12 protein-coding genes are annotated in these 26,806 nt (G+C 52.5%); 9 read left to right on the top strand and 3 right to left on the bottom strand.

Translation table 11 applies throughout. The features are described from left to right. Position 1: 1 nt before the first annotated feature. Positions 2-1,606: a phosphoenolpyruvate carboxykinase (ATP) gene (pckA, locus tag E4T81_RS07595; protein WP_135043032.1), complete on the bottom strand. Its 1,605-nt coding sequence runs from the start codon at positions 1,604-1,606 to the stop codon at positions 2-4. A 406-nt stretch (positions 1,607-2,012) separates the two neighbouring features. Here pckA and trmD point away from each other — a divergent pair, with 406 nt between their 5' ends. The 3 genes from trmD (at position 2,013) to E4T81_RS07580 (ending at position 5,329) form a co-directional block, all read left to right on the top strand. Next, a complete protein-coding gene (gene trmD, locus E4T81_RS07590) occupies positions 2,013-2,690 on the top strand; it encodes a tRNA (guanosine(37)-N1)-methyltransferase TrmD (RefSeq protein ID WP_135043030.1) in 678 nt (225 codons plus the stop codon). Between the two features lie 77 nt (positions 2,691-2,767). Next, a complete protein-coding gene (locus tag E4T81_RS07585; RefSeq protein WP_167761775.1) occupies positions 2,768-3,358 on the top strand; it encodes a Crp/Fnr family transcriptional regulator in 591 nt (196 codons plus the stop codon). Positions 3,359-3,538: 180 nt separating this feature from the next. Continuing rightward, a complete protein-coding gene (locus E4T81_RS07580; RefSeq protein ID WP_135043026.1) occupies positions 3,539-5,329 on the top strand; it encodes a T9SS type A sorting domain-containing protein in 1,791 nt (596 codons plus the stop codon). 339 nt (positions 5,330-5,668) lie between these two features. Here the strand turns inward: E4T81_RS07580 and E4T81_RS07575 are convergent, their stop codons facing one another. Beyond that, positions 5,669-8,545 carry a TIM-barrel domain-containing protein gene (locus tag E4T81_RS07575; RefSeq protein ID WP_135043024.1) on the bottom strand — a complete coding sequence of 959 codons (2,877 nt, stop codon included), beginning with the start codon at positions 8,543-8,545 and terminating at the stop codon, positions 5,669-5,671. A 138-nt stretch (positions 8,546-8,683) separates the two neighbouring features. Continuing rightward, the gene (locus tag E4T81_RS07570; RefSeq protein WP_135043022.1) at positions 8,684-12,667 is read right to left on the bottom strand and encodes a two-component regulator propeller domain-containing protein; all 3,984 of its coding nucleotides are present in this window, start codon (positions 12,665-12,667) and stop codon (positions 8,684-8,686) included. A 303-nt stretch (positions 12,668-12,970) separates the two neighbouring features. Here E4T81_RS07570 and E4T81_RS07565 point away from each other — a divergent pair, with 303 nt between their 5' ends. The 6 genes from E4T81_RS07565 (at position 12,971) to E4T81_RS07540 (ending at position 26,799) form a co-directional block, all read left to right on the top strand. After that, on the top strand, positions 12,971-16,168 hold the full coding sequence (locus E4T81_RS07565) for a TonB-dependent receptor (protein WP_135043020.1): 3,198 nt from the start codon (positions 12,971-12,973) through the stop codon (positions 16,166-16,168). A 31-nt stretch (positions 16,169-16,199) separates the two neighbouring features. Further along, positions 16,200-17,873: a RagB/SusD family nutrient uptake outer membrane protein gene (locus E4T81_RS07560; protein WP_135043018.1), complete on the top strand. Its 1,674-nt coding sequence runs from the start codon at positions 16,200-16,202 to the stop codon at positions 17,871-17,873. A 232-nt stretch (positions 17,874-18,105) separates the two neighbouring features. Next, positions 18,106-20,091, top strand: a complete 1,986-nt coding sequence (locus E4T81_RS07555) for a hypothetical protein (protein ID WP_135043016.1) — start codon at positions 18,106-18,108, stop codon at positions 20,089-20,091. 22 nt (positions 20,092-20,113) lie between these two features. Beyond that, positions 20,114-22,708 carry a hypothetical protein gene (locus tag E4T81_RS07550; RefSeq protein WP_135043014.1) on the top strand — a complete coding sequence of 865 codons (2,595 nt, stop codon included), beginning with the start codon at positions 20,114-20,116 and terminating at the stop codon, positions 22,706-22,708. 20 nt (positions 22,709-22,728) lie between these two features. Beyond that, positions 22,729-24,219, top strand: a complete 1,491-nt coding sequence (locus E4T81_RS07545; protein WP_135043012.1) for a cellulase family glycosylhydrolase — start codon at positions 22,729-22,731, stop codon at positions 24,217-24,219. Positions 24,220-24,387: 168 nt separating this feature from the next. Next, entirely contained in the window at positions 24,388-26,799 is a 2,412-nt protein-coding gene (locus E4T81_RS07540) for a hypothetical protein (RefSeq protein WP_135043010.1), read from the top strand. The last annotated feature ends 7 nt before the right edge of the window (positions 26,800-26,806 follow it).

Below are 26,806 nucleotides of genomic sequence, written 5' to 3'. Positions count from 1 at the left end.
ATTAGAGCTGGGGACCTGCAGCAACGAGTGCCTTGCCGGCTTCGTTGTTGGTGTATTTCTTGAAGTTCTTGATGAAGCGCTCAGCGAGGTCCTTAGCCTTAACTTCCCACTCTTCGGGGTTAGCGTAGGTGTCGCGAGGATCAAGAATCTTGGGATCAACGCCGGGAAGCTCGGTAGGAATCTCGAAGTCGAAGATCGGGAGCTTCTTGGTGGGAGCCTTGAGGATTGCGCCGTCAAGGATGTCGTCGATGATACCACGGGTGTCGCGGATAGAGATACGCTTGCCTGTTCCGTTCCAGCCGGTGTTTACGAGGTAAGCCTTTGCTCCGCTCTTTTCCATGCGCTTAACGAGCTCTTCAGCATACTTGGTCGGGTGGAGTTCAAGGAATGCCTGTCCGAAGCAAGCTGAGAATGTAGGAGTAGGCTCGGTGATACCGCGCTCAGTACCTGCAAGCTTAGCGGTGAATCCTGAGAGGAAGTAATACTTGGTCTGCTCCGGAGTAAGGATAGAAACGGGAGGAAGCACGCCGAATGCGTCAGCTGAAAGGAAGATTACGTTCTTGGCAGCCGGACCTGCAGATACGGGGCGCACGATGCTCTCGATGTGGTTGATCGGGTAAGAAACACGAGTGTTTTCAGTAACGCTCTTGTCCTTGAAGTCGATCTTGCCTTCTGCGTCAACAGTCACGTTCTCAAGAAGTGCGTCGCGAGAGATAGCCTTGTAGATGTCGGGCTCGCTTTCCTTGTCAAGGTTGATAACCTTTGCGTAGCAACCGCCTTCAAAGTTGAACACGCCGTTGTCGTCCCATCCGTGCTCGTCGTCACCGATAAGAAGACGCTTCGGGTCGGTAGAAAGGGTAGTCTTACCGGTTCCTGAAAGACCGAAGAATACAGCTGTGTTCTCTCCGTTCTTGTCAGTGTTGGCAGAGCAGTGCATTGAAGCGATGCCTTCGAGGGGAAGGAAGTAGTTCATCATTGAGAACATACCCTTCTTCATCTCGCCGCCATACCATGTGTTGATGATAACCTGCTCGCGTGAAGTGATGTTGAATACAACTGCGGTCTCAGAGTTCAAGCCGAGTTCCTTGTAGTTTTCAACCTTAGCCTTTGATGCGTTATATACTACGAAGTCGGGCTTGAAGTCCTTGAGTTCTTCTTCGGTAGGAGCGATGAACATGTTGGTCACGAAGTGAGCCTGCCATGCTACCTCAACGATGAAACGTACAGCCATGCGGGTGTCCTTGTTGGCTCCGCAGAAGCGGTCAACAACATAAAGTTTCTTGTTAGAAAGCTCCTTGGTGGCGATTTCCTTTACAGCAGCCCAGGTCTTTTCGGTCACGGGCTTGTTGTCGTTGGGATATTCTTCGGTTGTCCACCATACATTGTCCTTTGACTGGTCGTCGAGCACGATGAATTTGTCCTTGGGTGAGCGTCCTGTGTAAACGCCGGTCATTACGTTGACAGCGCCGAGTTCAGTCACTACACCTTTTTCAAAACCTTCGAGAGTGGGGAGAGTCTCTTCTTTGAAGAGTTCTTCGTAGGAAGGATTGTAAATGATTTCTTTAGTACCGGTGATACCGTACTGTGTTAAATCGATTTTGCTCATTTTGTTAGACATTAAATTTATTGAATTCTTGAATTTGAGTCATTATTAAATCTTGGAGACAATTACCTATTGTACCACGTGCAAAGTTAAGTGATTTTTTTTAATCACGAATACAAAATACGGAATTATTTCCGTAATTACATTTTTTTAATAATATTTGCTTTGCTGAGCCATTGTCGGTATTCATGTCGATTAATCTTTTCGTTGTACTACTAATAATCGCTTTTTGCACTGTTTGTTCACTTGCCGCCGGGTTGATTAAGCATTAATATGAAATGCAATCCCGGTTGGTTAACAATTAAAGCCGTTATACAATAAAAGTTAATGGCGGTGACGGATAGCGGACATTCATGTTTCATTTTGCCGTGGAATTGTCGTAACTTTGCCGTAGAAAATCAAGACTGACATGCGAATAGACATTTTGACCGTGTTGCCCGAGATGCTTGAGTCGCCTCTCGGATGCTCTATACTGAAGCGCGCCCAAGACAAGGGGCTTGCAGAGATTGTGGTGCATAATCTCCGTGACTACACTACCAACCGTCACCGTAAAGTCGACGACTATCCCTTCGGAGGCGAGGCGGGCATGGTGATGCAGATTGAGCCGGTAGACCGTGCTATTGCCCATCTCAAGAGCGAGCGTGACTACGATGAGGTCATATTCACCTCACCCGACGGCGAACAGCTTACTCAGCCGATGGCAAACCGCATGTCGATGCTTGACAATATCATAATACTCTGCGGTCACTACAAGGGCGTCGACTACCGAATACGCGAGCATCTCGTGACTCGCGAGATTACAATCGGCGACTATGTGCTGACGGGGGGCGAGTTGCCTGCGCTTGTGATTACCGACGCCATTGTGAGGCTTATCCCCGGCGCTATCGGTGACGAGCAGAGCGCGCTGAGCGATTCCTTCCAGGACAATCTGCTTGCTCCCCCTATCTACACGCGTCCCGCTGAATATAACGGCTGGAAGGTGCCCGACATACTTCTATCCGGTCATCAGGCGCGCATCGACGAGTGGCGCCACGAGCAGGCGGTAGAGCGCACACGCCGCCTTCGCCCCGGGCTGCTTGACCAATAAAGTGATGACCGCTGTCGAGCTGGGTGCCGGTCATGTGCGGAATATTTATTATATTTGCATTATTAACTTATCGTGACATGGCATTTGAAAGATTGAAATCGCTGCTGAAAAACGAGCTTGGCTATCTTCCCGACGGAGATGGTCTTGAGGTGCTTTTCTCGCGCGGCGAGACTATGAATCTTTCAAGGGGAGGCATCGTGATAGAAGAGGGAATGAAATGTCCCGACGTGTATATCGTTGAAGACGGGATAGTGCGTTTTGTCGACATGAACGGTGATAAGGAGCGCACATTCGGTTTCGGGCTCCCCGGCACTATGTTTTCGTCAAAACATTCATTTGTCATGAATCTGCCATCCTATTACAGAGTGGAGGCATGCTGTCCCACGACTCTTATGCACATTAAGAAAGATGACTTCTGGGATGTGGTGACGAGCTATCACGAACTTACGATATGGATGTTGCAGTATGCCTATGGCGAACTGTTTTTCCAGGAATATAAGAATGCCGTGGTTCATAACGGAAGCACTGCCGAGCGCTACCGCCGCATGATAGGCGACCGTCCTGAAATCATGGAAAAGGTGTCGCAGAAAAACATCGCGTCCTATCTCGGGGTGACACCCGAATATCTCAGCAAGCTGAAAAGGGAGTTTCTAAAATCCCGGCGTTGACAATTTATATAAATATCGCTTGTGAAAGTGGCATTTTGTTAATTTTGGATTGTTAAAAGTGACTTTTGTGTCATTTCTTAATCTATGTTAAGTTTTTTGAGTGAAACTATATCTATTTTTGTGAATGAGCTTTAGTTCATGCTTGAGATATCACATTTCATTACATAAAAAAGTTAAGTTATGGTTTATTTTACTCGGAAAGTCAAGGCGATTGCGGCTATGGTCGCTGTCTCCGGAATGATTTCAATGGAGGCGCAGGAGAAGTCTCTTGAAATCAATGTGAGCAATATCACATGTACTGACGCCGTTGTCACGGTGACACCCTCCGATGACACGTTCAGCTATTATTGGAATATGCGCCCCAGGGCGGATTTTGACGAAATCGGCTCTGACAATATCATTGCCAATCATATAGCGTCGTGGGAGCGTAATGCGTCATATTACGATGATACTACGTGGCAGGACATGATGTCATATTCTCTTATTTCAGGGGAGAATGAGGCTATAGTATCAGAAGAATATGACATGCTTGAATGGGGCGGTGCGGAATATGTGGTATATGCCTTTGGCATGAATCGCGAAGGCGAGGTGACTGTTCCGCTTACGACAAAGTCGTTCAAGACCATTGACCCGAAGGTGTCGGAAAATACATTTGACGTGAAGGTGGTGTCGATAGAGCCTGACGGCAAATATTACATGACAACCACCGTTAAGATAACTCCGTCAAACGATGACCCCTATCTCGTCCACGCTCTTGAGAAGAGACTGCTTGACCATTATGACCTTACCCCGGGGTCGGCGGGTGAGACTGAGTTTTTGAAAGATCAGGTTATGCCTTATGGAAAGACATATTCGGGAGAGCAGACTGTGACGTTTACGAAGCAGCGTGCCGACCGTGATTTCTGTGTCGTTACAGTAGGTGCTGAAGACGGCGCCCCGACAACTGCGCCCGACATGACCGAATACAAGACTGTGGAGATGCAGCCTGAGAAGCCGGTGTTCACCATCGAAGTGACTGACATAACCCAGACCAATGCCCACATCAAGATTGTGCCTCCTACAGAGGACATGCTCTTCGCATGGCATATAACAACACCCGAAGTTATTGAGAATCATGGCGGAATTGAGGTAGTGGATGTTGAAATCGAACAAGGATGGTGGGAGTATGTCGCATCGCTTTACAATGGTCAGTACACATGGCAGGAATTGATGAGACCTAATCTGCTTCAGGGCACAATCGACAGTCACACAGCTGATATGGATGAGGATAGCCGACCTGAACTGCGCTGGGGCACTGACATGGTTCTGTATGCCTACGGTCTTAATGAAGACTGCGAGCGAATAACCGATATATTTTTCGTCGAGTTCAAGACCAAGGAGTGCAATAAGTCTGATATGACATTTGAGTTTGAGGTATATAGCGTCGAGCTTGATGAAAAGAACTCTACAGACACCAGAAAGAAATATACTGTTGCCGTAGATATTTTGCCTTCTGTCGAGGGAGAACAGTTTGCTTTTAAATATGCAGAAACCAAGGTTCTCGACTATTACATGGAAAATGACGAGGTAGATGATTACCTGTTTTACCAGTTTATGGGCTATTCCATGTTTGCCGACGGATATTCAAGAATCATAATGCCTGAAATTATTGAAGGCAGAGACTATTATATAATGGCTATCGGCTGGGATGAGGCTCCGACTACAGAGCTTTCCTACTTTAAGTTTAACACTGACTCTCCCGCAGTGACCGCAGTGGATGTCATGACCCGCGAGAAGGTGTCGATAGTCGCTGTCGACGGCGGAATCCGCATGGAAGGCGACTATGACAACGCCGTGGTTTACAGCATTGACGGCAAGACTGTAGGCGCTATCCGCGGAAGCTATGGCTCAGTGTCAGTGCCGGCAGGTGTATATGTGGTAAAATATGAAGCCGAGGGCAAGACTGTGACAACCAAGGTGCTCGTGAAGTAAATCCATTATTCCATATTCTATAAAAGTGGGAGAGTGTGTCAGAAGTAATTCTGGCACATTCTCTTTTTGTATCCGTATATTTCGGGCGAGCTTCCACTCGCCCCTACAGCTACGCGATGTCCCCCCGCGGCTACGCGATGTCCCCCGGCATCTACGCGATGTCCCCCCGCGGCTACGCGATAACACTCTGTACAGACACCTGTGCAAGCAATTTAGGGGGAAGTGAGAGTTCGCCCTCATGTAAGCAATGCCGCGGCTTGTCGGAACGCAAAGCGGGCGGCTCATCACGAGCCGCCCGCTGTTTATAACCCAAAAATCTTTTTTACAAAGAAATTATACTCAGTCAAGGGTTATTTTAATCTCTTTACCTGTATAGTCGACCATCTTGCCGGTGGCTTTCTTGTCAAATGCCACGGGATGGGTCGGGTCAACCTTGACTATATTGAATTTGCGTGATTGCGACATTCCGGGGTATTCGCCCTCGCGGTTGCCGATAGTAAGCGTTGAGGTAGCGTTGTCGTAGCTCAGGCTTATGGTCGACTTCATGCCCTTCTCGTAGTTGTAGTTGATGCCTTCGTCATCGTAAAGGGTGAAGCTGCCGTCGGCACCTGCTGCCACAAAGAGGGTGACGGGCTCTGCCGACACTTCGGCTGTGGACTGTATGTCACCGCCAACAGGCAGGATTGAGCCGGCACGCACGAAGAGCGGCATGCGCTCATAGGGAGCCGCTATGTCAAGAGTCTGACCGCCTGCGATGAACTTGCCGGTGTAGAAGTCATACCATCCTTCTGTTGCGGGGAAGTAAACCTTGCGGCTGCGGGCTCCGTAAGTGTAGACGGGTGCCACAAGCAGGTCGGGACCAAACATATACTCATCCTTGATGTCGCGCACGTTCTTGTCGGCTGGGAAGTCCATCACGAGCGGGCGCATGATTGTATAATCATTGTAATAGGTCATGCCCGCGAGAGAGTAGATGTAGGGCATCAGGTTGTAGCGGAGCTTGGTGTAATAGAGGATGGACTTGTAGGCGGGATGGCTTTCAGGCGCGATGTTGAACACTTCGCGGAAAGGCCACTGTCCGTGGGCGCGGAATAGCGGTGCGAATGCTCCAAACTGATACCAGCGTGTGTTGAGCTCACGCCATTCCTTGAGGTCGGCGTTTTCCTTGCCTGTCTTGTTAAATTCCTGCTGTGCCTTCACGTAGCGGTTTTCAACGCAGAATCCGCCGATGTCCATTGTCCAGTAGGGCACTCCGCTCATCGCGAAGTTAAGTCCGGCTGAAATCTGTGCCGCCATGTCTTCCCAGCGAGTCGCGATGTCGCCGCTCCATGTAGCTGTAGAGTAGCGCTGTTCGCCTGCAAATCCGCTTCTGGTGAGTAGGAACACGCGCTTGTCGGGATCTACGCCACGCTGTCCGTCGTAGATTGCTTCTGCATTCATGAGGGCGTAAGCGTTGAAATATTCGGTCGACGGTCCAAGCGCTGTGGGTGTGATGAGGTCCTTACGATACTGGATGTCAGTGCAGTCGCGGATGTTGGGCTCGGAGGCGTCCATCCACCATGCGTCGATGCCGAGGGGATAGTAGTGCTCATACATCTGCTGCCAGAAGAGCTTGCGTGCCTCGGGGTCGTAAGCGTCGTAGAATGAGCTGAGGTAGCCGGGTCCCACCCAGTCACGGATGCTGTCGGTGACGGGCAGCTTGTACATCCAGCCTTTTTCGTCAAATTCCTTGTAATGGTCGGTGGTCACGTAGAATTTCGGCCATACCGATATCATGACCCTTCCGTCCATGTCGTGGATGGAGTCAACCATGCCTTTGGGGTCGGGGAAACGGACGGGGTCAAACTCATGGCTTCCCCATGAATCTTCTTTCCAGTGGAGCCAGTCGATTACGATGTTGTCGATAGGGATATTGCGTTTGCGGAATTCGGTAAAGGTCGAAAGCACTTCTTCCTGGGTGTTGTATTTCTCGCGGCTCTGCCAGTAGCCCATAGCCCATTTCGGCATGATCGGAGCCTTGCCGGTAAGGGTGCGGTAACCGCTGATAACATCGTCCATTGAGTCGCCATACACGAAGTAGTAGTCGATCTGCTCCTGCATCTCGCCCCACCAGCTCATCTTCAGCTGTTCGTCGGCGTCGGTCGGGCTGTAGACGCGAAGTCCGCAGTAGGCTACAGAACCATCGGGTTCCCACTCGATTTTGATGGGGATGCGGCGTCCCGCCTCAAGTTCTGCCGAGAATTTGAAGCTGTTGGGGTTCCAGGCTGTGCGCCAGCGCTCCGGGACAATAAGCTCATTGTCCAGATAGACTTTCTGGTAGCCTGAGTAATAGAGGATGAAGCGGTAAAGCCCGGTCTCGTCGGCTTCGATAGAGCCTTCATAGGTGACATGAGCGCCCGCGAAGTTGAAGTCCTGAGGCAGATTCACGACATGGGCGAGGTCGCCGCGTATGAGATGCTCGAAATAGATCGAGTCCTCACGCTGCACGAGAGTCTCTCCCTGAGCCGGCACGTAGGTTCCGGTGAGCGCGCCTTCCTTTCCGTCTTTATCGTAGAGCTTGAACACTCCGCCGAGCTGCTTGTAGTCGGCGGGATTGCCCCAGCGGCACAGGGAGTAGCTGTCCCAGAGGATTCCGTAATTGTCGGTCGATACCACAAATGGCACCGACACTTTGGTGTTATACTGGAAAAGTTCCTCGTTTTTTCCTTTATAGTTCCACTCGTCGGCCTGATGCTGTCCGAGTCCGTAGATGCCTTCCTCGTCGTTGACCGATTCAAAGAGCTGTCTTACAGTATAGGCTTTCTTGCCCTCTACCTCAATCGGGGTGAAGCTTCTTCCACCGTTGTCTTCGGCAAGGATGAGCTTGCCTTCGCTATCGAAGAATTTTACGTCGCCCGACGCCAGCAGTACATCGGCTGTGAGCTGTGAGGTCACGACCTGTACCGACGAGTCGGTCTCGACTACTTCAAAGCGAGGGGTTGATTTCTGCTCCACGACAACCAGACTGGGATTGTCGGCAAATTTTTTGTCGGGGGTGGCGGATACGCGTATCAGTTTGTCGCCCAGCACCTGCAGCCTGACAAGGCGTGTGCCGTTTTCGTTGACATCCCTGACGTTGACTGTCACTCCGGTATCAGACTTCTCGTAAGGGCGCGTGGCGCACGATGTCACCAGAAGCGCTGACGCGAGTGTAAAGGTTAAATGTCTTGATTTCATATTTAAGGGTTCGTGATTGTTGGTTTGTATCTACAAAGTTACACAACTGATTGCGTAGACGAGTGGCTGATATGTTGATTGTTGCCGTAAAAAATGATTAGACGGCGATTAAATTGTTTTTCCTGTGGGTATAAAATGTTATATGCCTTCCCGCTTCTGGTATTCTGACGGTGATATCCCAAATTCTTCCTGGAAGTATTTGCTGAAATATTTCGGGTTGTTGAAGCCTAACTGATAGGCTATCTCCGATACATTCAGCTGGCTTTCGCGGAGATACTGGGTGGCGCGTTTGAGCCTCAGGATGCGGATAAACTCGATGGGGGTCTTTCCGGTGATGTGGAGTATCTTTTTGTAGAGGTGGACGCGGCTCATGCCGAGGGCCTTGCTCAGTTCCTCTACGGAGAGGTCGCTTCGGGAAATGTTGTCTTCGACATATTTTACAGCGCGCTCTATCAGTTTCTCGTCGAGCGAGGTGATTTTGACTTTCTCCGGTTCGGGCACGAGCGGGCTGCGTGTCGCGCCTTTGCGCCGTAACGCCACGAGATGTTTCATCTTCAGCCGCAGCACCTCGTTGTTGAACGGTTTTGTCACATAGTCGTCGGCTCCTACCGTGAGTCCTTCGACAACTGAACGTACATCCTGTTTTGCGGTCACAACGATAACGGGGATGTCGAGTGTGCGGGGGTCGGTTTTCAGCCGTCGACAAAGCTCTATGCCGTCGATATGAGGCATCATCAGGTCGGTTACGATGATGTCGATTTTGCGTTCGGAGAGTGTTTTGAGCGCGTCTTTGCCGTCGGCGGCGGTGAGTATGTTGAAATCGGTGCTGAGCTCGTCGCGCATGAACTCAAGCAAGTCATGGTTGTCGTCGACAAGGAGTGCGGTGGGGCGTTCTGAGGTGGGGGTAGGCAAGTTGGCTGCGCTTTCGGTTCCTGCCGTGGTGTCGGCGGACTGCTGTGACGCTGTAGCCGCGCCTTGCCTTACGGGGATGTCGACGATGAATGTAGAGCCTCCGCCGGGGGTGTCCTGTACCCACACGTCGCCCTCGTGGAGCCTTATGTATTCCTTGACGAGGCTGAGCCCTATGCCTGAGCCGCTTTCGCTGCCCTTGTTGCCGCCTCCCTGGTAGAAGCGTTCAAACACGTGGGTCTTTTCGTTGTCGGGCACGCCGCATCCTGTGTCGATCACTTTCACTCTCAGCATCTGTCCGACAAGCTCTGTCGTCACGTCGATGCTTCCTCCCGAGGGGGTGAACTTCATGGCGTTGGAGAGCAGGTTGGTTATCACCTTGCCGAGCTTGTCGGCGTCAAAGAGCATGTCAAGGCGGTCGATGTTGGTCCTGAACGACAGCTCTATATCTTTTTTCTCCGCCATGTCGGCAAATGAGTTGAACGCGCTGCGCAGGAATCCGATTGCGTCGCCGGTCGAGCCGTTGAAGGTGAGTCCGGCTACTTCATTTTTACGGAAGTCGAGGAGCTGGTTGACGAGATACAGCAGTCGGGACGCATTGGCGTGTATCGTGTCAAGGCGCTTTGCCGTGCGTTCGTCGGTGTTGTCGCGCATCATGGATTCAAGGGGCGACAGGATGAGGGTGAGGGGAGTGCGCAGTTCGTGGCTTACGTTGGTGAAAAACTTGAATTTCATTTGGTTAAGCTCCTCCTGCTTGCGTGCCGACTCCTCCTGCTGGCGTTTTACGTAACGGCGGCGCTCCTGACGCTTGAATCCTATGCACAGGAGGGTTATCAGTGCTATGGCGAGAATCACATAGATGATTTTTGCCCACACTGTGCCCCATACCGGAGGCGTAATCACTATGTCAAGCGACCGCTCTGCGTCGCCTTCCACGCCGTCGCTGTTGACTGCCTTTATTATCAGTCGGTAGTCGCCGGGGCTGAGGTTGGTGTAGGTGACATGGTGCATTCCTGCCGGACACTCAAGCCACTCGTCGCTGAACCCTTCGAGCTTGTAATAATATGTAGTGTGTTCCGGGAGGATATAGTTGTCGGTGGCGAAGTATATGGTGAAGCTGTTCTGGCGGTATGACAGGGTGACTTTGGCGGTGTGGTCGAGGGTCTTTGACAGTACGACATGCCCGTCATATTCCTTGCCCGGTCTTACGGGCTCTCCCCCTTGCAGGATGAGGTCGGTGAAGATGACCTTGGGTCGTGACAGGTTGTAGCGGATGCTTCCCGGTGACACGACGTTGAGTCCGTAAAGTCCTCCCACGACTATGTCGCCGTTATCGAGCCTCGCCATTGACCGCTGGTTGAAGGTGCTGTTCTGAAGACCGTCCTTGCCGGAATATACGCGTGGCGTGAAGCTGTAGCCTGAAGCGTTTATGTCGGGGGCCACGGTCACGTTTATTATGCTTCCGTCTACAGCTACCCAGAGGTTGCGCGCCGAGTCTTCTATCATGCCGAGTATGTAAGGGCGTGACAAGTCGGGGAGAAGGGGCACTTCGTAGATTTTGTCATGTTTGAGGTCGTAAACACACAGTCCGTCACGTGTGCCTATCCACAGTAGCCCGCGGCTGTCGGTAAAGAGTTGCCCTATGGTCCTGTTTTCGAGCTGGGTGCCATTGTCGCGGGTGCCCTTTGTCTCCGTGATTTTATTGGTCACCGGGTCGAGGGTTGCAAGGCCGCTGGAGGTTCCTGCATAGAGCTTTCCGTCGCTTCCCTTTGCCATTGTCATCACGAAGTCGCCGGGCAGCTCCGAGTTGCTTGCGTTATAGGTGGTGAATGAGCGTGTCGACGGGTTCATCAGTGTCAGTCCTCCACCGAGGGTGCCTATCCAGAGCGAACCGTCGGGATTTTCCATGATTGACCACACATTGTTGTTGGGCAGCCCTGTGGCGGTGTTGTAGTGGGTGAACACTCCACCGGCATAATGGACAAGACCGTTGTTGAAAGTGCCTATCCAGAGTGAGCCGTCGGCAGCCTTGGTTATTGTGGCTATCGCGTGGGGATGATCTTTGTCGGCAGGGTCGAGCACTGCTTTCAGTGAGCCGGTCTTCCTGTTCCAGAGCATCAGCCCGTTATTGTCGGTGCCTATCCAGAACTCCCCGGGCTGTGACGCCTCGACGATGCAGTTGACGTCGGGCATCGCTTCGAGGTCAAACTTAAACTCGCTGTCACTATAGACCGACACACCTTTCTTCTGTGTGCCTACCCACATTGTGCCCTTGTTGTCGGCAAAGAGCGATGTCACGGAGTTGTTGCCGAGCGAATATATATCGTTGGGATTGTTGACCACTCTCATTTCCGACCCGCTTTTATCGATAACTGCGACGCCTTCGTTGTCAAGTCCGAGCCATATTCTGCCGGTGTCGTCCTGGGCGATTGCGCGTAGTGACCCCGGTGTGATTCCGGCAGGCAGCGGAGGATGGATCCATCCTCCGGAGTGCGTGTCAAGGACCCACACTCCGTTGTCCCCGTAGACCCAAAGGAGCCCTTCGCGGTCGGCGAAGAGCCAGAATTTTGTGTGGCTTTCGGTGATGTCGGCAAGCGTCTTGTCGCGTCGTGTCACCTCCCCGGTGCTGTCGACAATGGTTATTAATCCGTTGTTGTCGATGATTGCCGTGTGTATGCTGTCGTTGAGCGGGCATATGTCGGTCACTTCGCTGTTGCCCGCTGTTACGCCGGTAAGTCTTGTTGTCCTGCCGCCGGAGTGACGGAACAGGCCTTCCGAACTTACATATATCCATTCTCCCTCGCTGTCCGACACTATCTTGTCGGGGTTTTCGCTTATCCCCATTCCGGAGAACGTCTTCTCGGGATGGTTGTCAAAAGCGTCGGTCTCCGGGTCATATATTATGTAACGTCCGCCGGCATGAATCCATAGCTTGCCGTCGGCGGCCTGCACGATGTCGTCTACAAAGTTGTCGATGATGGAAGTCGAGTCGCCTGTCTCGTGGCGGTATATTTTGATGTCGTAACCGTCATATCGGTTTAGCCCCGACACGGTGGCTATCCACACAAATCCGTCGCGGTCTTTCAGGATTGTGTTGATTTTGTTGTCCGAGAGCCCGTCGGTTGCTTCTATGTGCTTGAAGCGGAGGCTTGCGGCGTTGGCATCAGTTATAAGGAGCAGCAGGAATAATGTTAATAACTCAAGAGTTTTCATAAAATATTATAAGCTGTGCTATGTCAGATATTATTTTACCCAAAATTAGTGCAATTTTTGCAATTTTACCACTGTTAAAATCATGCTATATAACACATTTTAATGTTAAGTAAACATTTTATACATGTTCATGTAACATTTTAACCACTTTCTTGTGCTAAATATACCCATTCACAACACATTTTATAAAGTCTTTTAAATCGAATTAACCTACTTTTACGATTGAAAAATTTAGCCTTTTTTAAGTCTGAATAAGTCAAACCTAAAACAAACTTTAATTCTAACACTTTAATTCATTTTTCAATGGGAAAAAAACTAATGGAACATTGCCGGGAGTCGCGTTTCTTCCGTGCGGCATTGGTGACATTGTGCCTGTTGGCAAGTGTCGGCTTCATAAGCGCCGAGACTTTGACTGTGGCCGGTACAGTGACTTCTGCATCCGACGGTGAACCTCTCATCGGCGTGACTGTGCAGGTCAAGGGTACCGCAGCCGGTACCAGTACCGACATTGACGGCAATTACACTATCAAGGCTGACAAGGGACAGACCCTCGTGTTTTCTTACGTAGGAATGACTCCGCGTGAGATTACCGTCACAAGTTCGAGCCTTGACGTGGCTCTCTCTGAAAATGCCGAGGTGCTTGACGAGGTGGTAGTGATCGGTTACGGCGTGCAGAAGAAAAAGCTTGTCACCGGAGCCACCGCCCAGATCAAGGGTGATGACATCGCGAAGATGAACACCACCAGCCCTCTTCAGGCAATGCAGGGACAGCTCCCCGGTGTTAATATCGCTTCAAGTTCCGGTCAGCCCGGTGAAGGCATGAAAGTGACTGTGCGTGGTCTCGGAACAACCGGAAATTCATCTCCGCTTTACCTTATTGACGGAATGCCCGGCGACATCAACACCCTCAATCCCTCCGACATCGAGTCAATCGACGTGCTGAAAGATGCCGCCTCTGCCGCTATCTATGGTGCGCAGGCTGCCAACGGTGTTGTGCTCGTCACCACCAAGCAGGGTAAGGAAGGTCGCGCCAAGGTGACCTTTGACGGCTATTTCGGATGGCAGAGCGCTGCAAAGAAGATGGAGATGCTCAACGCCTATGAATATATGACCATCCAGGATGAGTCAATGCTCAACTCAGGCGCCGCTCCCTATGACTGGGGCAGCTTCAAGAGCATCTGGAACTATGGTGCCGACGGTCAGCCGACAGGCGTCATCGACACTGACTGGATTGACACCATGTTCAAGGACAACGCCACCACTCAGAGCTACAACCTCGGTGTGACCGGCGGTTCGGCAAACAGCACCTACGCTCTTTCACTCGGCTATATCGACCAGGAAGGTATCGTCGGCGGTAAGGATGTGTCCAACTATTCTCGCTATAACTTCCGTATAAACTCCGACCACAAGCTCTTCGACGGCATCGTGACCGTAGGCGAGCAGGCATCTTTCTCTTATACAAAGAGTGTGGGTATCGGTGTCGGCAACCAGTACAACAACTCTCTTCGCGGTGCGTTTGACATGACTCCGCTTGCCCCCGTCTACAGCGACAACGGCAAATTCGGCTCACCCTACAACGACACCTCCGACTCTGACTGGTACACTACCGAGGGTAACCCCTACGGAGCGATGATGACCAACACCAATAATAAAAACAAGGTGGCCCGCTTCAACGCCAACGTGTACGCTCAGGTCGAGCCTATCAAGAACCTCCGCATACGCACAGTGTACGGTATCGGCTACTCTTCAGCTGAATACCGCAGCTACACTCCGCTCTATCAGTTCTCGCCCTACAGCCAGAACCTTTCCCAGACCCGTGTGTCACAAAACATGAACCATGACCTTGATATGACATGGACCAACACCGCTTCTTATGACTGGAACATCAAGGATCACGCTTTCAACGCCCTTATCGGTATGGAGGCTTACCGCTATGCAGGTACTTACCTTGGTGCCAACCAGGCTTACCTGAAAGAAGGATTTGACACATGGCCTTATGCGTGGATCAGCAACGGTACAGCCGCTTCTACCGGCGACGGTCTCAGCGCTTCCGGCTATCCTAAAAATGAGACCCGCCGCGTCAGCTACTTCGGTCGTCTCGGCTGGAACTGGGCGGAAAAATACATGATTAACTTCACTCTCCGCTGCGACGGTTCCTCCAACTTCGCCCGCGGTCACCGTTTCGGATGGTTCCCCTCTGTATCGGCAGGATGGAACCTCTCAAGCGAGTCGTTCATGGAATCTACCCGCGGATGGCTTGACTTCCTCAAAATCCGTGCAAGCTGGGGTCGCGTAGGTAACCAGAGCATCGACCCCTATCAGTTCCTCGCTCCTATCAAGACTCAGAACACCCACTACTTCTTCGGTGAATATCTCGGACCCAACGGTGTCTACAACGGAGGTTACGACACAGTGCTCGGCAACAACTGGGGTGCATATCCCAGCCGTCTCGGCAACTACGACCTCTCTTGGGAGACCTCGGAACAGACCGACTTCGGTTTTGACGCACGTTTCCTCAACAACCGTCTTGCCGTTAACTTCGACTACTACATAAAGAATACCAAAGACTGGCTCGTTGTGGCTCCCGTGCTCGCCACTGCCGGTACTGACGCTCCCTTCATCAACGGCGGTAGCGTGAAAAACACCGGTATCGAGTTTAACGTCACCTGGAATGATGTAATAGGAAAAGACTTCTCTTACAGCATCGGCGTAAACGGCGCATGGAACAAGAACAAAGTAGGCTCTATCCCCACAGAGGACGGTATCATCCACGGTAACTCTAATGAGCTTTATGACAACTCAGCTGAATTCTACCGTGCCGAAAACGGTCAGCCCATCGGTTACTTCTGGGGCTACAAGACCGCCGGTATCTTCCAGAACGAGCAGCAGATCAACGACTGGATCGCAGCCGGCAACGGTGTGCTTCAGGAGTCTCCGCGCCCCGGTGATGTAATCTATGTCGATGTTAATCATGACGGCGTGATCGATGCCAACGACAAGACAAATCTCGGTAACGGTATGCCGAAATTCACTTATGGCTTCAACATCAACCTTTACTGGAAAAACTTCGACCTCGGAATCGTTGCTACCGGAGTTGCCGGCAACAAGCTTGTACAGAGCTACCGCAACCAGGTAAACCAGAAAGCCAACTACACCAAGCGCATCCTTGACCGCTGGACAGGCGAGGGCACATCCAACAAGATACCCCGCGTGACCAACACCAATATCAACTGGCAGTTCAGCGACCTTTATATCCAGGACGGCGACTTCCTCCGCATCAGCAACGTTACTCTCGGTTACGACTTCGCGCCGTTGATGAACCAGAAGTGGTGCAGCCAGTGCCGCCTCTATTTCCAGGCTCAGAACCTCCTTACTTTCACCAAGTATGACGGTATGGACCCCGAAATCGGTTACGGTACCCAGAGCTGGGTGTCGGGTGTAGACCTCGGTTACTATCCGCGTCCCCGCACATTCCTGATCGGTGTTAACCTTGCATTCTAAGATTGAAAAATTACAAAACTTTGAATAGACAATGAAAAGATTCAAATCCAACATATTGACAGCCGGCGTGGTGATTACGGCACTCAGCCTCGGGTCTTGTTCCGAAAGCTTCCTTGACGTCTCGTCAAAGACCGAGTCCACCACCGGCAACTTCTACAAGACCGAGGGCGACGCCTGGCGTGCGCTTATCGGATGCTATGACGGATGGCGTCAGATTTCTTCCAACCCCGGTAGCGCCAATATCTATCTCCAGGCAACCGTCATGAGCGACGAGTGCTACGGTTCGACAGGTAACGGTGACGGTCGCGGATTCCAGATGCTCGACCAGTTTGACCAGTCGCAGTCTCCCTCCGACCTTCAGTATTTCTCTACCAACTGGAAGGTATATTACGCAGGTGTTTACCGCTGCAACGAGATGCTGACCCACACCTACACCTGGAGCAATCCCGCCAACGAGGGTCTCTACATGGGTGAGGCTCACGCTCTTCGCGCGCTGCTTTACTTCGACATGGTGCGCATGTGGGGTAACATCCCCTTGTTTACCGCTCCGTCGGAAGAGAACCGCGCTCAGGCTGACCCCGCCGAGGTTTATGCCCTCATCGTCGACGACCTGAAGTATGCGATAGCCAATATCCCCGCCAATGCCAATCTCGGCACTGACAATTTCGGACGTATCACCAAGTATGCCGCCGAGGCTCTTCTCGCACGCGTGTACTTATACTATACCGGTTACTACGGAAAAGAACTCGGCTTCACCAATGAGGCAGGCGAGACAACCGGTACCTGCACCAAGGCTGAGGCTCTTGCCGCAGTCGAGGATGTTATCTCAAGCGGCAACTACTCGCTTGTAAGCAACTTCAAGAATCTCTGGCCCGCCGCTTCCCTCGACCCGATACCCGGGGAGCTTGGATGGTCTTCTTCATCTACCTATGCCGGCGACGCCAACTCTGAGGTGATTCTTGCCCAGAACTTCACCCCGACCCAGGACTATGACGGCAACAATGACTCTAACCGCTGGCTTGTGATGATGGGTATGCGTAACCTTAACGATACCGAAAAGGGATATGGCAAAGGATGGGGCGCCTGCAACATCACTCCCGCTTTCATTGACAAGTATCTCGCCGGCGACCCCCGTTACACCGCCTCTGTGATCGACCTTGAGGCTGAGGGTTGCGACAAGATAGACGGATGGCAGACCTCTGTCAACGACTGGCGCGAATATACAGGCTACACCGTGAAGAAATATACCCCGATGGTGTTTGGCAACGGACTGCCCGCCACCAACGCTACCGGTACTGCCGGATTCCAGGAATGTAACGCACAGCCCTGGGTGATCGTGCGCTATGCCGACGTGCTTCTTATGGCTGCCGAGCTTGGCTCTGCACAGGCTGCAAATCATCTTAACGCAGTGCGCAGCCGCGCAGGTCTGCCCGCACTCGCGCTGACTCAGCAGAACATCATGGACGAGCGTGCCCGCGAGCTTGCTTTCGAGGGTATCCGTTACTGGGACCTTCTGCGCCAGGGCGTGGAGACTCTTGCCGACGCTGTAGCCGCTTCCGGAGGCGATGTGCTTAACGGTGGTGTGCCGGGCACAGTGACCTATAACAAGGAAAAGATTATCAGGACCAAGGGTCTCAACCAGATTCCCGAAGACCAGATTACCCTTTCCAACGGTGTTCTCAAACAGAACGAAGGCTGGTACTAATCTTATAATCGCTAACTCGCAATTCAATCATCTAAAAGTTAAAAGGTTATAAAATAAACAGTTATGTGCAATATAGGACAAGAAGCGGCGTTTGGAACATTGAAAGCATACAATCGTTCCTTACCTCAGAGCGGCATCCTCCGCCTGATGACTTCCATCATTTTATATCGTTTATAGCCATAAACCTTTTACTATCAATTAGATTTTGCGAAAATTAATTCCAGAAAAAACTATGAAGCTAAACTGTTTTTATTCATTTCTTGCAGCGGCAGGCATGCTCTTCGTGGCTTCCGCTTGCTCCGACGATGACTACAGCCTGGATGCCGCTTCCGTTGACCCCTCACAGCTCGTGCAGGGTACAGCCTTCGAGGTGAAGCCCGATGCGGAAAATCCCAATGTCATCCACCTCACGTCAAAGATGAAAGGCGTGACTCCCCTGTGGGTTACCCCCCAGGGCCGTTCCCAGTCTTCCGACTATACTATCGACCTCCCCTTTGCAGGTGACTATGAGGTTACTTTCGGCGTAATGACCCAGGCCGGTCCCGTCTATGGTAATCCCTATACTTTCAATGTGCCGCAGAATGACTTCTCCATGTTGTCCGACCCCATCTGGACCAACCTCGCCGGTGGTGTGGATGAAAACGGCAACGGCAACCCCAAGAAGTGGGTCGTAATGGACAAGAGCTACGGTGTTGGCTACGGTTCCGCTCCCGTGATGTATCTTGACCCCGACCATGTCAAAAATGACGGTGTCGAAAACAAGGACCTTCTTTTGGGCAGCGAAAACTGGGCACCCAACTGGGACCCCGGTTTCCAGAGCTGGCTTATACCTGACACTGACCCCTACATGGAGTCTTACATGATCTTCGGTCTCGACCCCATCAAGGGCTGTACTCTTACCCAGATGCGTAAGACCGCTTCAGGCGAAGAGCTCGTCGAGGGCACTTTCACTCTCAATGTCTCTGACCTCAAGCGTCCCACAATCACTTTCAACGGTGGTACATTTGCAATGCACAACCAGGGAATGGACGGCGTATGTGACAACTATACTCAGGACATCAAGATTATCGAGTGTACTCCTTACGTGCTACAGTTTGCCACAATGCGTACCAACTCTGAAGGTCCGTGGTGGCTCGTGTGGAACTTTGTTGCCGCCGATGTTCAGGACGGCACAGTCACTATCCCCACCGGTCCCGAGTTAATCGAGGAGGCTAAGCCCGAGTTCCCCGAACATGAAAACCTTGAGACTCTTCTCTTCACCGTTCCCGGTGCAACTACCACCTATGTGGGAGCTGAGGTGATTTATCATCTTGACGAGGAGACCCCTTACGACATCCTTCAGTGGAATGGTACAGGTGCCAATAAGTGGGAGTCACAGGGTCTCTACGGTAATATCGACCTTCCCGTATATGAAGGCGATTTCGCACTTACCCTTACCCGCGACGGCCTTAAAGCCAATATCGTCAACGATTTCTATGCCGGATATAGCAATGACGAGTTTAACACGTCATTCTCGGTTGCCGACAACCAGGTTATCTTCAAAGATGAGGTGACTCTTCTCCAGGCAGGCAACGTGAAGATTTCCGGTACTGATTTCCAGGTATTCACCTGTAACGTGGACGATGGCCTTCAGCTCGGTATTCCTTATGGAACCGACCAGAACGGCACTGTAAACCGCTACATCGTGCTCAATCTTATCCCCGAGCCCGCAGGCGGCGCACAGACCGGACCTACCGTAATCAATGTTGACAACGATGCCCTTAAAGCTCAGTCTTATCTTGACAGCGGCAACGCCAACTGCTATCGTCTTGAGCTCTTCAACGCATGGGGCGGTGACAAGGTATGGCCCGTTGACATCAACGCTATCAAGGTTAAGAAAAAGCAGGTATTGAAGATTACATTAAAGCTTGACGGTGTTGAGTGGAATGCAGGTGCAGCTCCCCGCGCGCTTCTCTGCCACAATGTGGGAGACGGTGTATGGCCCGGTGCCGACGGTTCCGGTTTCAATAACGGTTCTGTAGCAGTCAACACAGCGCCCGGCGGTGAGACTACCATTGTCTATGACAATACCAAAGGTTCCGGTGCTGTTACCTTTGATGCCGGCTGTCTTTCTATCTGTATCGAGCAGGCAGGTCTTGTTGCCAGCCCGCTTGATGAGGACGGAAACATCGACCCGACCGCCGTTACACCCGTGATTACCTCGATGACTATCGAATAAACCAATTATAAAGAATTTTTCTATGAAATCTAAAATATTTCTTTATCTGTCGCTGTTTGCGGGGCTTGCCTTCACGGCTTGTAACGATGATGACATCACTGTCAACACCACCCCGATTCTCGACGCCCAGTCGGTAGTGACCGGTTCGGCTGACGTGACCGCAACTACCGCAACCCTCCACGCTACCGTGAAGGGCCTTGAAAACAGCTCCCCTCAGTCCTATACCGTAGGTTTTAACTACGGTATGGACGAGAACAGTCTTACTCAGAGCGTCAACGGTTCGCTTGCAGAGGGTGTGGTTACCGCCGAGCTTACCGGACTTGCCGATGGCACAACCATCTACTATCAGGCTTTTGCCAAGCTTCAGGGCAAGGTGACTTTCACCGGTGAGGTAAAATCGCTTACGACTACTGACGCTACCGTCGAGACAAAGACGGTAGGTAACATATCTGATGTGGTTGCAACTCTCGGTGCTACCGTAACTAATGCTCCCGCAGGAACCACCTATGGTATCGTCATCGCCCCCGCCACTGTCGAGGCTGACGAGGATGTACGTGCCGGACTTATTGTTCCCGCTGATGTCAATGCCGAAGATTTCGTTGTCACCATGAGCGGTCTTGTGCCCTCTACTACCTATAAGTATGCCGGTTACGCCGATCTCGGAGCCGGTGTCATCTATGGAGAAGTGGTGACTTTCACCACTTCTGAGTCAACCATTGACGTAAATGACGACCTTGTTGACCTTGGCCTCTCTGTAAAGTGGGCTAAGTATAATGTCGGTGCACATTCCGAAGGAGAGCTTGGCGGTCGTTTCGGTTTCGGTGACATCTACGGTGTGCTTAACACCACCGTTATAAGCGATTATGCTTCTTCCGATATTTACCGCACAGCTTACGATGTGGCTAACAGTGCTTATGGCGGTCGTGCCACTCTTCCTTCTGCCGCTGACTTCAAGGAACTGTTTGACAACTGTACCAAGGAGTGGATCACTCTTGAGGATGGCGTTTCAGGCTATAAGTTCACCGGTCCTAACGGTAACTCTATTTTCATGCCGGCAGCCGGCAGCCGCACCGTAAATGAGGTGAGCGGCGAGGGTGTCGACGGTATGTATGCCACTGGTTCTATCGTTGGCGAGGGCAGCAAGTTTGCCGTAGCCTACAACTTCTCTTCTTCTTCAGCAGGAAAGGTAAACGCTCCCGTTTATCAGGCTCTCTCAGTGCGTGCCGTTTCTACCGCCCGCAGTGTCCCCTTCAACAAGTCGTTGCTCTACAACACTTGGGAGATTGACTATAATGCAGGAAAGTCTATCCGCTTTGACGGTCCGGTTCACTTCTACGGAACTGACGACTGCTGGCGCACAGTTACCAACAAGGAGCCCCTTGTCGGAGATGTATGGGCTTGGGAAGCCGATGCTTCAAATGAAAGGGCTTTCGGTGACTGCTCAGGCTACATGACCCTTACCGAGGATGGCAATATAATCGTGAAGATGCAGGATGGCGCAGAGGCTAAAGGTACTTACACCGTCAACGAGTCTGACATGACTATCACCTCTTCTATCGACCTCCTTCATCCCGCTGCTATGTCAGGCTATGCCGACTATAAGACCAATATCAAGATTCTTGCTCTTGACAGCGAACGCTTCCAGATCGGTTTCTTCCGCGACAGCGACCCCGCTACTGTCAGCGTCAACATGATTCCGCAGGGCAAGAAGTATGGTCTTTCTGTTGAGTTTAGCTGCGCTGGCAACGACGGAAACGACATCTGGGGTGCAGAACTTGCATCAATCCTTCCCGACGAAATCTTTGGCAAGCATACACTTGTATATGAAGGCTCATTCAAGGATCCTAAGGTATTCCTGATTGATATTGTCGGACTGTTAGAAAAGTTCCCCGGTGCGATAGCTACAGTTACCGATATCCGTCTTGACGGAGAGTCAATCGCTTTCGACGGTTCAAAAATGTTCTACGGCGATATCGAAAATAACGGTGCTTACCGCTTTGAGCTCTTCAACGTGTACGGTAAGGGTTCTGCCGATGGCGTAGTTGTTGAATCACCGTTCAGCAACGGTCAGAACATGCAGGTTGAACCGGCTATCAACTTCACAGAAAAGATTGAATTTGACATTTTTGTCAGCGAAACTTCGACCTTCACCCCGTTTGTCGGCGGTATGAACGAAAATTGGGGTGGTGTATGGGATGCTCCCGCAGGCGCTCAGAGTTTCAATGTGAATATCAACAACAATAAGATTGAATTCACATGTCCTACCTCATGGTCTGCCGAGTTGGTAGCAGAAGGCTTCCAGGCAGGACCCCGCGTGCTTTGTGTGAGAATCCCCCGACTCTACGGTCTTTTCCCCGACATGCAATGTTCGCTTGACGGTGTTGCCGTTGACGGAAATGCAGTGGCTATTGTCGATCCTTCTCTCGCGCTTAACGGCTCTGCCGACGGCAACGGTGTGGACTACGAGCTCACCATCTACAATCAGTGGAATGAGACTCTGAAGGTAAATTCCTCCCTCGGTGCTCCTGTCGGAGAACTCCTTCCCGCGGCAGCATTCTCTAACAGCGTGAAAGTTGACTTTACCATCCAGAATCTCTTCAAGGCTCCTCAGTTCTAAACGATAAAAGCATTTAAACGATGATAAAATTCAAATCTATATTATTAGCTGCGTCGGCAGTCGCCCTTGGTTTCACCATGGGCGCCTGCGATGACGACGACACAACGGTGGTAAACGAGGTTACCGTGCCCGCCACTGAGCTTGCCGTGCCTGCCGCAGGACAGGACTGGTCGATTGATGTCACTGCCACTGTGCGTCCCACAGTTTCAGCCGATGCTTCATGGATTATAGTAAGCGAGCCTATAGCCGCTGAAAACAACACCTACAAGCTTAATTTCACCATCGAGCCCAATACTGACGCCGACGGTAATGTACAGGCTCCCCGTAGCGGTGTTATTTCAATCAGCGCGTTCAATTCAGCGCGTTTCATCGCGGTCAACCAGGAAGGTGTCGTAACGGACTATGAAATCAACTACGGTGACCTCCCGATGGAAAGCTCTGCCGCCCAGATTGCAGCAAAGATGGGTGTCGCTGTAAATATCGGTAACACTCTTGAGGCTACCGGCGGCGAGACCGCATGGAACAACCCGATGATCAGCCAGACATATCTTGCCGGCGTGAAGGCTATGGGCTTTGACGCTGTGCGTGTTCCCTGCAACTGGTACAATCATTATATGACCGTCAAGGATGTCATGGGCAATGACTCTTTGACCACTACCATCGACCCGGCGTGGATGGCACGTGTAAAGGAGGTTGTCAGCATGTGTATCGACAATGACCTCTACGTGGTGCTTAACGACCATTGGGACACCGGCTGGATTGAAAACACCTTTGACCAGGGCTATCACTCTTCACTCGCCGAGCAGCTTGCCGACATGTGGACACAGATTGCCACCGAGTTCAATCCGTTTGACGAGCATCTTCTCTTTGCCGGTCTTAACGAGCCCGGCATGAGCGGTCAGATTACAGCTCCGGCTCTTGAGGCTCTTACAAAATATGAGCAGGCGTTTATCGACGCAGTGCGCGCTACCGGTGGTAACAACGCTACCCGCACACTCGTTGTCCAGGGCCCGCAGACCAATGTCGACATGACCCTTGACCCATCTTATGTGATGCCGGTTGACCCTGTTGCCGACCGTCTGATGGTTGAGATTCACTTCTATGATCCCTATCAGTTCTGCCTCATGGAGGACGATGCTGACTGGGGCAAGACCTGGTGGTATTATGGCTCTGAAAATCTGGTTGCAGGCAGCGACCACAACAGCGGCTCTTACGGTAACGAGGCATATATCGCCGACCAGTTCAAAAAGCTGCATGACAAGTTTGTCGCCAACGGACTCCCCGTTATCGTAGGTGAGTACGGCTCTAATATCCGTACTGCCGACAAGTATGCCGGCATTGATGATGCAAAGCATGCCGCTTCACGCGCTTACTGGAACGAGATTGTCACCCGTGCGGCTCTTACCAATGGCTGTGTTCCCTTCTACTGGGAGACAGGCGGTGACATCAACCGCTACAACGGTACTGCAATCAACGAGTCAATCGCAGGTATCATGCGCGGTAAAAACTGATAATCTCCACGTTACACTCTATAAAGGGTTGTGCCGACCGGCACAACCCTTTTTTCGTATCATCCCATCCTCGCGGTATATAGCCGGTGATTTTTCCGGTTTCGACATCGGTGACGTGTCGGGCGTGATTACCTTTGCAGACATATACACACACAAATATCTATTACCATGACACGCACTTTGCTACCCTCGCTCTCGTGTCGCCGCTACAGCGACACGGGTTTTATCGTGAGAAATCTTGCTCCGGGCGTTGACGGAGCGCTGTCGCCGCAGCCTGTGCCTGAATCATCTCACATGCTCCCCGGCACCCGTCCGGTGGCGATAAAACACTCGCCACGTCTTGGAACACGCCTGTTTATGCTCTCTGGGCGCAACCTCTCGGTCACCGATAGTTCCGGCTCAGTCCCTGTAGGTACCATGCACGGCGATTTCCTCTCTGTCGCCGACACAGGGAGCCGTCTTGTCTTCATGACCTCCGAAGGCCCTTGGACGGTCGATTACGACCTTGCTACCGATAATGTCAGCGTCAGGGGCAATACACCCCTCTATCCGTCAATCGCCTTCCATGCCTCCGCAGTCACCGCCTCGGAGTCGACAGTGCGCCCCGTGACCTTCAAGGGCACTTATACCCACTGGACAGGACCTCTTGACCCTTTGGATGCCGATGCCCTCACCGGGGAGATGCGCGGTGCCGTCGACCGCTGCTTTGCCGCAGCGCTTGCCGAGGGGCGTTATCCCGCCCCTGTGCTTGTGTGGTATCATCTGCTCGATGCCGCAGGCTCCGTGGTTCACCGCTCAAGTCCTGTACTGGTGGAGCCTGAGCCGGCTGCCGGCAGGCTGTCATGCGAGCTTCCGGTAAGCCGGTCGGGGAGCGCTTATGCAGCCACGTCGCCGTCAGCCCTGTCGCTGCCTTCCTTCACGCTGAATGTCGTGGTGCCTGCCGCAGAAGCTTCAGCGTGGGGCGATGCCGTCACGGTCAAGGTGTTCCGTTCGCGTCCGCTCCCGGGCGTTGATGTCACTGCGCCTTTTGCCGCTACCTTTGCCGGCACTTCCTCTTCGCCCGTGCTGCGGCTTTCCGTTCCCCCGTTCAGGCGTTACGACTCCGTAGTGACCGGGCTCCTTGACACACTTCGCGAGGAAGACTGCGACACTTTTGTCATCAACCTCGACCCCGGCAGCGGGGCGGCGCGCAGAGTCGCTCTTCCGCCGGGAAATGCCACATCCATGACCGCAGCCGTCGCCGACATGAGGACCGCGGCACGGCGCATCCCCTTGACCGATATGCTTGCCGGAGTGGCACCGCCTCACTCCTTTTCAGCCGCTGCCTCATGTGTCGACGGCGACATGACAGTGTGGGGCGACATAACCCCGTTGAGCGCACTCCCGCAGAGTGTCTCCGCCTGGGCTACGGCAGTTGCCGCGGCAGAGCCCTGGTCGGCGGTCGTGAGGGTCACGATCGCTACCGATACCGGGGAGCCGGAGATACTTTCACTGGAAGAGAGCGGTGCCGAAAACGCTCCCGTGCAGCTCTCGCGGCTTATATCTTATCCTCACCCCTCGGCGCGTCTCATCGAGATCGAGATTACGCGCCCCTCGGGCGTTACGCGCCTGTCGCTCCCTTTGACACCTTACGGTTCGGTCGCAGCCGCCATGAACCGTGGTACATCGTCAACCGGTGACACCCTTTCCGCAGGCGCAACTCCGCTCATGCCTGTCACGAGGCGCCGACGCCGCCGTCAGCGCGGACTGATGCTGACCGCCCTCTCTTCCTCGCCGCTAACACCGCTGTCGGCGCTTACAGCCACCTCCGGCACCATTGTGGCGGTGACACCGGCGTCAAGGTCGTCGAGCGCATGGGATTTTGCCCGCCGTCATCTCTATCTTTTCGGTTCGGGAGGCATTCATGCCGTAGCCGTAAGCTCCGCGATGAAATCCGTGTCGGCTCATCTTATCGATTCACGCGCCGTGACTGCCGCCGCCCATGTCGCCCGGTCGCCCGACGGTGTATATGCCCTCTCCGCCGGCAATCTGCTTCTCGTCAAGGGGTCGCGGGCCGAACTTGTCGACGACCGCGTGACCGCAGGAGGGATAGGGTGGAGCGGCGCCGACGGCTCTCTATATTGCACCTCGGGGGTGGCGGCGGTGACAGTGCGCAGCCCCGACGGTTCATGGCATACGCGTGAGCTGCCCGGCACATCAGAGTATGCCATGACAGGCGACGGCAACAGGCTTGTCGTCTACTCCGGCTCTCGTTTTATCACGCTTCCTTCCGCCCGTGCCGATTCCGCCGCAGTGTACTGGAAGCGCAGGCTCATGCTTGCACGTGGCGGAGTGCCGCAGGCTATCCGTTGTGTCGAGGTTCACATGTCGTCGCCCGCCGCCCGCCTTACGATAGGCCTCTATGGCGACAACGGTTCGGCTGTCACCCGGCTTATCACGTCGGTCGATGTCGAAGGCGAGATTACCGCGCCCGTCGTGTTGCCGGTCATCTTCCCCTGTCCGTTTATCTACTTCTCACTGAAAATCGAGGGCAGCCTCGCCCCCGGCTCCCTGATAACAGCTGTAAAACTAATCCACTGATTGCCTT

The sequence above is a fragment of the Barnesiella sp. WM24 genome (genome assembly GCF_004570975.1).
Taxonomy (GTDB): Bacteria; Bacteroidota; Bacteroidia; order Bacteroidales; family Muribaculaceae; genus Muribaculum.
Note: the sequence above shows the minus strand (reverse complement) of the source record. Positions and strands in the feature narration are given on the sequence as shown.

Excerpts from the sequence above, each read along its gene's own strand:
- pckA (WP_135043032.1), bottom strand. The coding sequence starts at position 1,606 with ATGAGCAAAATCGATTTAACACAGTACGGTATCACCGGTACTAAAGAA.
- trmD (WP_135043030.1), top strand. The coding sequence starts at position 2,013 with ATGCGAATAGACATTTTGACCGTGTTGCCCGAGATGCTTGAGTCGCCT.
- E4T81_RS07585 (WP_167761775.1), top strand. The coding sequence starts at position 2,768 with ATGGCATTTGAAAGATTGAAATCGCTGCTGAAAAACGAGCTTGGCTAT.
- E4T81_RS07580 (WP_135043026.1), top strand. The coding sequence starts at position 3,539 with ATGGTTTATTTTACTCGGAAAGTCAAGGCGATTGCGGCTATGGTCGCT.
- E4T81_RS07575 (WP_135043024.1), bottom strand. The coding sequence starts at position 8,545 with ATGAAATCAAGACATTTAACCTTTACACTCGCGTCAGCGCTTCTGGTG.
- E4T81_RS07570 (WP_135043022.1), bottom strand. The coding sequence starts at position 12,667 with ATGAAAACTCTTGAGTTATTAACATTATTCCTGCTGCTCCTTATAACT.
- E4T81_RS07565 (WP_135043020.1), top strand. The coding sequence starts at position 12,971 with ATGGGAAAAAAACTAATGGAACATTGCCGGGAGTCGCGTTTCTTCCGT.
- E4T81_RS07560 (WP_135043018.1), top strand. The coding sequence starts at position 16,200 with ATGAAAAGATTCAAATCCAACATATTGACAGCCGGCGTGGTGATTACG.
- E4T81_RS07555 (WP_135043016.1), top strand. The coding sequence starts at position 18,106 with ATGAAGCTAAACTGTTTTTATTCATTTCTTGCAGCGGCAGGCATGCTC.
- E4T81_RS07550 (WP_135043014.1), top strand. The coding sequence starts at position 20,114 with ATGAAATCTAAAATATTTCTTTATCTGTCGCTGTTTGCGGGGCTTGCC.
- E4T81_RS07545 (WP_135043012.1), top strand. The coding sequence starts at position 22,729 with ATGATAAAATTCAAATCTATATTATTAGCTGCGTCGGCAGTCGCCCTT.
- E4T81_RS07540 (WP_135043010.1), top strand. The coding sequence starts at position 24,388 with ATGACACGCACTTTGCTACCCTCGCTCTCGTGTCGCCGCTACAGCGAC.